The 8733-nt window shown below is 40.9% G+C and carries 6 protein-coding genes; 3 read left to right on the top strand and 3 right to left on the bottom strand.

What is annotated here, in order from left to right:
- Positions 1-282: 282 nt before the first annotated feature.
- A complete protein-coding gene (locus ACEW8F_RS13720; protein WP_373484031.1) occupies positions 283-981 on the top strand; it encodes an MBL fold metallo-hydrolase in 699 nt (232 codons plus the stop codon).
- A 62-nt stretch (positions 982-1043) separates the two neighbouring features.
- Here ACEW8F_RS13720 and ACEW8F_RS13715 read toward each other — a convergent pair whose 3' ends face one another.
- The gene (locus ACEW8F_RS13715) at positions 1044-2303 is read right to left on the bottom strand and encodes a glycosyltransferase (protein ID WP_373484030.1); all 1260 of its coding nucleotides are present in this window, start codon (positions 2301-2303) and stop codon (positions 1044-1046) included.
- A 160-nt stretch (positions 2304-2463) separates the two neighbouring features.
- On the opposite strand from ACEW8F_RS13715, the gene ACEW8F_RS13710 reads away from it, so the two are divergent.
- Entirely contained in the window at positions 2464-4590 is a 2127-nt protein-coding gene (locus ACEW8F_RS13710) for a diguanylate cyclase domain-containing protein (protein ID WP_373484029.1), read from the top strand.
- A 155-nt stretch (positions 4591-4745) separates the two neighbouring features.
- Here the strand turns inward: ACEW8F_RS13710 and ACEW8F_RS13705 are convergent, their stop codons facing one another.
- The gene (locus ACEW8F_RS13705) at positions 4746-5630 is read right to left on the bottom strand and encodes an EFR1 family ferrodoxin (RefSeq protein WP_373484028.1); all 885 of its coding nucleotides are present in this window, start codon (positions 5628-5630) and stop codon (positions 4746-4748) included.
- 292 nt (positions 5631-5922) lie between these two features.
- Between ACEW8F_RS13705 and ACEW8F_RS13700 the strand changes: the two genes are divergently transcribed.
- Positions 5923-6483: a diguanylate cyclase domain-containing protein gene (locus tag ACEW8F_RS13700; protein WP_373484027.1), complete on the top strand. Its 561-nt coding sequence runs from the start codon at positions 5923-5925 to the stop codon at positions 6481-6483.
- Positions 6484-6506: 23 nt separating this feature from the next.
- Here ACEW8F_RS13700 and ACEW8F_RS13695 read toward each other — a convergent pair whose 3' ends face one another.
- Positions 6507-8270, bottom strand: a complete 1764-nt coding sequence (locus ACEW8F_RS13695) for a diguanylate cyclase (protein WP_373484026.1) — start codon at positions 8268-8270, stop codon at positions 6507-6509.
- Between the last annotated feature and the right edge of the window lie 463 nt (positions 8271-8733).

The raw sequence follows: 8733 nt of genomic DNA, 5'->3' as shown, positions 1-8733 counted from the left end.
CTTCTACTTCAAACTTGTCTTTTTTTTCTACAAAAATTCGTTTTATCACAATTTTTCCACCTTTTTTAATGATAAACTTATTTTACTATTTCCGAACAATAATATCAATAGAATTTAAAACGTTCGGATTATTTTTTTATTAACCCAAAATATTCTTGTTTTTTTGTATGTATTTAAGTTTTTCAGGAATATGGTATAATGTGAAGTATAATTTGAATATATTTGGGTAATATAGTTCTATCCAACCATACCGGTAAAAAAACGATCCACGAGAGGTAACATATGAAAATTTTCCATTTACATCATAGCGGCTTTTTAATTCAGTTAGAGGATAAAACTCTGATTTTTGATTGCTTTACCCATATCCCAACCAGTCTCCTGCGCAAGGGGATTCCGCATTTTTTCTTTGTGTCTCATGGTCACAGCGATCACTACACGGCTGATATTTTTTCAACCGACCGGGCTTATCACCCCACTTATATCTTAAGTGACGATATTCACAAGACGTCCACCCACAAGACCCACGCCATCGGTCCCTACCAGCACATGTCACTGGGCGGAATGGATATTAAGACCTTTGGTTCCACCGATCAAGGACTCTCATTTTATATTGCCACCAATTCCCACCGAATTTTTCATGCCGGTGATCTGAATTGGTGGGATTGGGATACCAACGAAAAACCAAACATCGATCCGGTGAAGGAAGAAAAAGACTTTAAGGCTGAACTGGAAAGAATGAAGAACCTGCCCATGGAATTTGCCTTTGTACCAGTGGATCCCCGGCTAGGCGATTCTTTCTACAAGGCCGGCGAATACTTTATCGAAACCTTCCATCCCAAGGTTATGATTCCCATGCATTTCAAGGATGACTTTGCCATCATCAAACGTTTTAAAGACAAAATCGGAAATACTCAAACCATTATTCCTGAATTTAAAGAACGGAATGTCAAAATTAAAAATACCTGGTCGCTAGGGGTCTGAACTTCACATTTCTTGTTTATATCAGAACACCCTCCCTTTCAAACCAGAGCGGAGGGTACTTCTCAATTTTTCTGGACAAGTTCCTCAATAAAGCGAACCCCCTGTTCAACACCATTTTCGGCTTTAATAACAGCCATGATTGCCTCTGCTCTTTGGATGACTTCAGCATCAGCCATTTTTTCAAAAGCTGCGACCAGATCAGACACTTTCAGTTTCTTCTGATTCAGAGGAGCCAGAGCGTATCCCTGGTCATACAGCCGCTGGGCCCAGAATGGCTGATCAACCGAAAATGGCATAATCAACTGGGGGACTCCGGAAAGCAAGCCTTCGGCCGCAGTCCCCATCCCGCCATGGTGAACAATGCCCATGGCTTCCTTGAAAATCAATCGGTGAGGCGCCTTATCAATGGAATAAATCGTTTTATCCTCATCAAAGGTCATCCCGCTGACTCCTGTAAGCACTACTCCCCGGTTATTTGTTTTCCTTAATGCCTGTATCAATTTATCCTTAAAAGCATCGGGATCTTTTAGAGGCATACTGCTAAATGAAATGACAATGGGTTTTGTGCCAGCTGCCAGGAAATCCCGCAGTCCGTGATCTAACTCTACTTCCTTGATGTCCAGGTAAAAGAATCCTGGCAAATACACATGACCGTTCCAGCTTTTCACATTCTGAAACAGATAGGGACTAATGGGATAAACAATGGGTATTTCCTTTCCCTTGCTGTAATAGGTCAGATCGCCGGCTTTTCGTTTACCAAAACCCAGTGACTTTTCCCGAAACGCATTAATGCCTTTAATATAGGGTTTTTCAGCCAGGCGAATGGGCTGGTAAGTCAGTTTATTAAGTGTTGCTCCCAGATTTTTTTTGGGGAACATGGCCAGATTGGGAAATTCTGTCACCGGATAGGTGATCGGAACCGGTGGCATGCTCACACAGGGAATATTATGATACGCTGCAATATCCACTGCCCCAAGCGCTTTGGGGTGGTAAATAATTACATCTGCTCCTTTCGAAGCGATAAAAAAATCATCCATTGTTTTTCGATATGCGGGTGTCACCACTTCTTTAGAATATTTCAACATTTTAAAAAAATTGAAGCCTCCTCCAGCAAACACGGCCCGTCCTTCTTCACTTTCCAGAATGGCCATTAAATCAGCAGTGGCCGGGTAAAAAGCAATTCCATTTTCTTCAATAAATCCTCTAAATGTTTCGCCAGTACAAATAACCACCTGATGCCCTTTACTTATCAAGCCTCTGGCCAGAGCCACATAGGGTTGGACATCTCCTCTGGTACCCAATGTAAAAAAAACTGCTTTCAATCGAAAATCCCCCAATCTTTGTATTCTTATGCTTTTATATTTTAATCTGTTCGCTTATCTATTTTAATAGATAATTAAATTTCTTTATGATAACATTTATGTAAATATCTGCGTATTCACCAAACGATAAGATTATTCAGGATTCGAAAGGAATACAACCATGAACGATCACTTTTCACTCAATGAACTAAACCGTCAGCACCTGAACGGATTTTTTGCCAGCAGCATGGAATTTCTTTGTATAACCGATGAACGAGGAACAATTATGAAGTCAAACCGGGTTTGGGAAACCAAACTGGGCTACCTGACTCCAGCGCTTATCGATAAAAATCTCACTGACCTTGTCCACCCTAATGATGTAGCAAACCTGATTCTTGTCATAAAAAATCTTTCTGCAGAAAATGAAAGTTTGCCCCTTAGCTGCCGTTTGCGTTCAAATAACGGCACCTATCGATTTGTGACCTGGCAGTTTCAATGGATTGACAAGTTAATTTACGGTTGTGCCAAAGATCTGACCGAACTCTATCATGCCAAAAAAGATGCTGAGTCCGCCGAATTTTCAAAAAATCAACTGATTTCCGTTTTATCCAATGAAATTCAGGAGCCACTGGAAAGTTTGTCCCTGTTCCTGCAATTAATTGGCAAAACCCCTTCCATCTCAAACCAGAATATCTGTCTGGAAAACATCCGACTTTCCTCAGAGTTTCTGGAGAACTTAATCAACGGAATCCTGGTAATTGACATAAATAATCAGACCGGTCATGATGTGACTTCATTTGATTTTCACAACACTGTCGAAGATGCGATTATCCCTCTTATCGTCAGCGCTAAACGTCATAACATCACCATCGATTTAGCGATTCATCCAAAAATCCCATCGAGTGTTGTGGGGGATTCTCAACGGCTTAAACAGATTATTTCCTTTTTAGTCCTCAATGCCATTAAATGTCTGGAGCGAGGCAAAATCACTATTGAAGCTACCCCTGAAAACACCGGCAAAACCGTTTTTAAAATTTACTTTAATGTCAAAACTTCTGGGATTGCCCGCTTAAAAAGTGGCTCTGATAATCCTTTTTCCATCAATGCTGCCAATGAAAGCAACCTTAACTTTGGTCTGGAACTAGTAAAAACACTTGTTAAAAAAATGAATGGCAAGTTATCTGCCACTCGGGACAGTGAGAGCGGTTATGAATTTTCGTTTCATGTGCTATTACTCAGGGATGATGCTCAGGATACTAACAATGACCGTGGTGCGTCTGGGCGGGTATTGCCGATGTATAATAAGAACATTCGGCTTAAAGCAGAAGAACTGCTTGCTATTGAGCAAATCAAAAACGATCAGGCCAAATCTCATAACAAAGCCATTACTGAAAAAAGACAGCGAATCTTAGTCGTTGATGACGCCCCTGAGAATACCCAATTACTTGCTCAGGCTTTGGTCGAAAATTATGAAATTATTGTTGCCAACAACGGAAAAGATGCTTTAAATATTGTTCAACAAGATCCAGTGCCAGACATGATCCTGCTGGACCTGAGCATGCCGGACATGAGCGGTTATGAGGTCTGTAAACAAATCCAACTGGAAGAAAGCACCATGGCTATTCCAATTATTTTTCTCACAACCCTAAGCGACACGGAAAATGAAACCTATAGTTTACAATCGGGTGCCGTGGATTTTATTTCCAAGCCTTTTGATCTCCCCAGCGTGGAGGAAAAAATCAAGAATCATCTGGCTCTTAAGCATTATCGGGAAATCCTCAGCATTACTGCCGATATCGATGCCTTAACTCAAATCCCCAACCGTCGCCGATTCGATGAAATGCTGGCCATTGAAATTCGCAAAGCCAGACGCAATAACACTCCGCTGTCGGTGATTAAAATCGATATTGACTATTTTAAATCTTATAACGAGATCTATGGACATTTAGAAGGTGATGATTGCCTCCGGGAAATTGCCGTCGCACTTAAAAAAACATTGAAACGTGCCGGTGATCTGGTTGCCCGTTGGGAGGGCGAGGAATTTTCCTGTCTGCTCCCGGATACTAATTTGAAGGGAGCCACTCATGTGGCTGAAAATATCAGAAAAGCGGTGTTGAATCTGAGAATTCCCCACCAGTCGTCACCCGAAGCAAAATTTGTCACCCTATCACTAGGCGTCGCCACCGGTATCAGAACGCATGAAAATTCTGGCGAAGATTCCTTTGCAACTCTCCTGGACCATGCCCAGGCCGCCCTGATAAAAGCAAAGGAAGCCGGTCGAAACCAGGTATTTGTATACCGAAAATAGAAAAATATTGAACCCCTTTTTCCTTACTCAGATTAAGGGGTTTTTAACGTTGGCCTAAGCCATCAATTGGTTTTCCATTTATACAAGCCAACCATATTTTCCCTTCATTTCAACAAAACACACCAGATTCAAACACTATAAATTACCGTCCTTCTTTATACTTCAAAACAATTACTTTCAATGAGATAAGCTCTCACGCCACGAAGTGAAGCATGCCCAGTTGCTTGGCTGATTCTGGGATAAACGGTCAGGTGATCCATTCGGTTTTCCACCTTACTCAGATTATATCCTTCTGGCAGTACCATAAATTTCCCAACTCCCGGTTCGATAGCCTTCTGGGGACAGCCATAAATGCAACGCAAACAAATGACACAATCATTTCCAAAGATATGCTTGCCATCAATAATTCTGATATTATCCCGGGGACACAGCTTTTCGCACCAGCCACAATTTACACATTTATCATTGACTTTTAGATGACGACCAAAAAACCTGCCGCCAAACACTTCAAAATAAGCCAACTTTGAAGCAATCCGATCAATCCCATAAGGCTCTGTCCGATGCCGTTCCCCTTCCATCATTTCCACCACCACCTTTTCCACAATCACCGGGGTGGCATGGAGTACCATGGCGCAGAGACTTTCATCGAAACCAATCATAAAATTAGAGGGCATCACCACCATTTTTTCGTAAATCACATCGTACCCTTTTTTCTCAAGATGACGAATCGTAGCCGAACGACAGGCCGTGTTGGGCGATATTTCTCCACCACCAGACACTGAAACTACCACTGCTGGACGTCCATTAACTGGTTGTATTTTTTTCAGCCACTCTTCAATCGGTTTTGGAGCATTAAAAGCATACACCGGAAAAAGCAAAACCAGGAGATCTCCAAAAACCATTGAATCTGCCACCCCTTTTATCTCTGTCCGTAGTACGCTTACCGATCTTTTCATAAATGAACGTTCAAATGCATCAGCAACCCGCGCAGTCCCTCCTGTGCCCGTAAAATATACAAGATTTGCACTTTTAAAATCCATTTTTTCCCTCGCTATCTATGATCTAATTCATCTTTAATTTTTACCAATATTGGTTTCATAATTCTTTGGCGATTTTGTCTAAAGATATCAACTTTTTTTGTTTAGCTTCTCACGAATATAATCGTTAATCCACCGCTCTTCAATCAAATAATATTTACCCGTCTTCATCCCGTTCAAACAAAAGCTTTACGGATAGACTTATGATTAAAAAGCTTTACATCCAACCCTCATCAAGTATAGAATATATACAAACGTTAACACGCTTTCGACAAACCGGAAAGGAATCCTGAACATGAATAAATTTTGCGATCCAAACAGCGAAGATGACATTTCAGATAAAAGCAACAATCACCTCGATACCCTCACCCAGATTGCCAACCGCCGAAGATTTGATGTGATGTTCACCGAGGCCATCAAGAAATCCAAAAAAACGGTGTGCTATTTGTCGATCCTGATGATTGGCATCGATGCTACTAAAAATCTTAATAACGTCGATGGCCGATTTTCCAATGATGATTGTCTGCGCCATATTGCCTTAACCCTGAAAGACGCCTTGAAGCGATCTGGAGATTTGGCTGCTCGTTGGGATGATGAAAAATTTGCTTGTATTCTCTCAGACACTGATCCTGCTGGTGCCGCAAAAATGGCAGAAAAAATAAGAAAAAAAGTGATGAACTTAGCAATTGCCAATTCAGCATCCACTGTGACTGAAGTTGTTACCGTCTCGATTGGTGTGGTAACGTCCATTCTCACCGATGAAACTTCCTATTATACGCTTTTAAAAAAAGTTGACCAGGCTTTGTCAATTGCCAGAGAAATGGGCGGAAATCGAATCTTCATCAGTAAAGGTTAATAGCGAGATTTTACCTGACTTTTTTATTTAGTTATTACACAGTTTCGGCCCCTTTTTTTTGCTTCATAAAGGGCTTGATCAACCCGTTCGATTAAGGTCTCGATGGATTCTCCCCCACTATAAGCGGTAACTCCGAAACTACAGGTTTGGCTAAGTCCTTTCCTAAACTGGGTCTGTTCCACAACGCTACGGATCCGTTCGGCTATTATCTTAGCCCCATCTTTGTCAGTCATTGGCATAACAATCAGAAATTCTTCTCCGCCCCATCGGCTCAGCATATCAGTCGTTCGAATTTCCAGCGCTATCAATTTGACCAGATGAATGAGAATTTCATCACCCAGATTATGTCCGTACGTGTCATTCACCTTTTTAAAATAATCCATATCCAGCATGATGATGGAAAATTCAAGACCGTACCGTTCGCATCTTTTTATTTCATTTATCATAAATTCATGAGCTTTCATTCGATTATAAGCCTGAGTCAGATAATCACGTTCTGCCAAACGTCTGGCTTCGGTGTTGGCATCCTCCAGTTCTTCAGTCACCACTCTGATAAAATTAACCAATCGGGAAATAATCCGGGCATGCTGACTGGTGAAGGGATCTAATGATTTTGGCTTATCAATCCGTTTATCCGTTCCATCCTCATGTTTCTCGCTATCTCGCTCTTTCATGCTGACTGCCACCATGGTGGCGTTGAGCAGCATCACATATTTACCCTGCGAATAAATTTCACCATAGGTATAAAACCCTGATGTGGGAGCAATGGTTTCAAAGGGTCTGGTTTCCAGATCTACCTCACTCTGCAGTAAAAAACGCCGGCAAATACAGGAGTAAAGAAAAATAGCCTCAGGATTAAAAGTCTGGATAAGGTTTTGGATATCATTAGCTTTCTCAATCATGACCGACGGATTACCATAGCCAATGCAGACGGTCTCACCTTCTTTTAGATCGGCTATAAATTTAATAGCATTTTCTCCGTTAACCTCCATCGGAGCCTTGGCATACTGAATTCCATTACGTTTAAGTAACAAGGGAAACTCCAGAACATTCAGGAAAAAATCCTTGTCATTCTGAATATCCAGGTAGCGATGAAAGACATCAAATGCGGGTTCATTATCGATTTTCTTCACCCAGAGACCATCGGTTTCGGTGATGATCATTTCTTTGCTTAGTGGTTGCCAACCAAGATAGGTATGCATATCAATCTGGATGTTATTTCCCATAAAAACAACAGCTAGTACCCCCTTTGATGTATAATTTCCATTTAAGGCGATCAACGGCTCCTGTACCGCTTCATAATCGCCAGCACCTCCTCCGAATACAGGATAGCTTCCGCTTCTTCCCGTCGAAAAACCCAATAAAAAGTCGGAAGCATTCATCGTAAAAGGAGTCGCCAAAAGCATAATCCCAGCGATGTCCTGACAGATCATTTCTATTTTTTTTGAAAAATCATTTCCCAGATCTCTTTCGTTTCCATTATCACATTTGATTAAAAAACCCTGAATTTGGGTTTTTTCAAAATATGCAAAAGAAATCACCGTGGTATTAATACGCAGGCGGCCCGCTGCAATTTCTCCCATCGTCGTGACTCCCACAATCACTCCCCTGGGCATCGTCACCCGAAGAGCCGCTTCAATCTCCATCATCCAATCGGGATTCCGGTCTGAAGAAAATATTTGGACAACTACTGAAACAGAGTTATTCAAATGATTCTTGAATTCATCGGTCTGCAAGTACTGCTTTAAGATATCAATTGACTTAATTGTAATTATATTGCAGATCACTAAATCATCCCCTATTCACTGGATTCTATATCAGTTCTCTTTCTTTTCCCAGCTAATTCCTGTGCGCATCAGGTGACAACTCTTTCGCGCAAGTCGCAAACATATAGCATGGATATTATTCTCAGTGTGATTTATATTGTATCAAGATCAGGTTGATTTAACCAGCGTTTTCATCTTAAATTGAAATAGACAACAAAATATTCAACATTTATATTTTTTATTTCAACAAATTATCAAATTGAGTAAAATACGGTAAATTTTAGTTATTAAACAGTAGATATTTGCAATCAAAAGCGCTATAATAATACAACATGCATCTACTTTTGTGTTTGTCAATCAAAAAGTTTAGCGTTTGGTCTCGAAAAGTTGTGCACTTGCCAACACAATTTTGTTCATTAGCAGATGGTCGTCCAATCTCTTTTTAACAGAGTACCATCTGCGCAACTTTTGAATACTTTTTGCC

This window comes from Acetobacterium sp. (assembly GCF_041752335.1).
In the GTDB taxonomy this organism is placed as follows: domain Bacteria; phylum Bacillota; class Clostridia; order Eubacteriales; family Eubacteriaceae; genus Acetobacterium.
This window is presented reverse-complemented; position numbering and strand designations above follow the sequence as displayed.

Bases quoted from the DNA above. Each gene is read 5' to 3' on its own strand.
- ACEW8F_RS13720 (WP_373484031.1), top strand. From the start codon at position 283: ATGAAAATTTTCCATTTACATCATAGCGGCTTTTTAATTCAGTTAGAG.
- ACEW8F_RS13710 (WP_373484029.1), top strand. From the start codon at position 2,464: ATGAACGATCACTTTTCACTCAATGAACTAAACCGTCAGCACCTGAAC.
- ACEW8F_RS13705 (WP_373484028.1), bottom strand. From the start codon at position 5,630: ATGGATTTTAAAAGTGCAAATCTTGTATATTTTACGGGCACAGGAGGG.
- ACEW8F_RS13700 (WP_373484027.1), top strand. From the start codon at position 5,923: ATGAATAAATTTTGCGATCCAAACAGCGAAGATGACATTTCAGATAAA.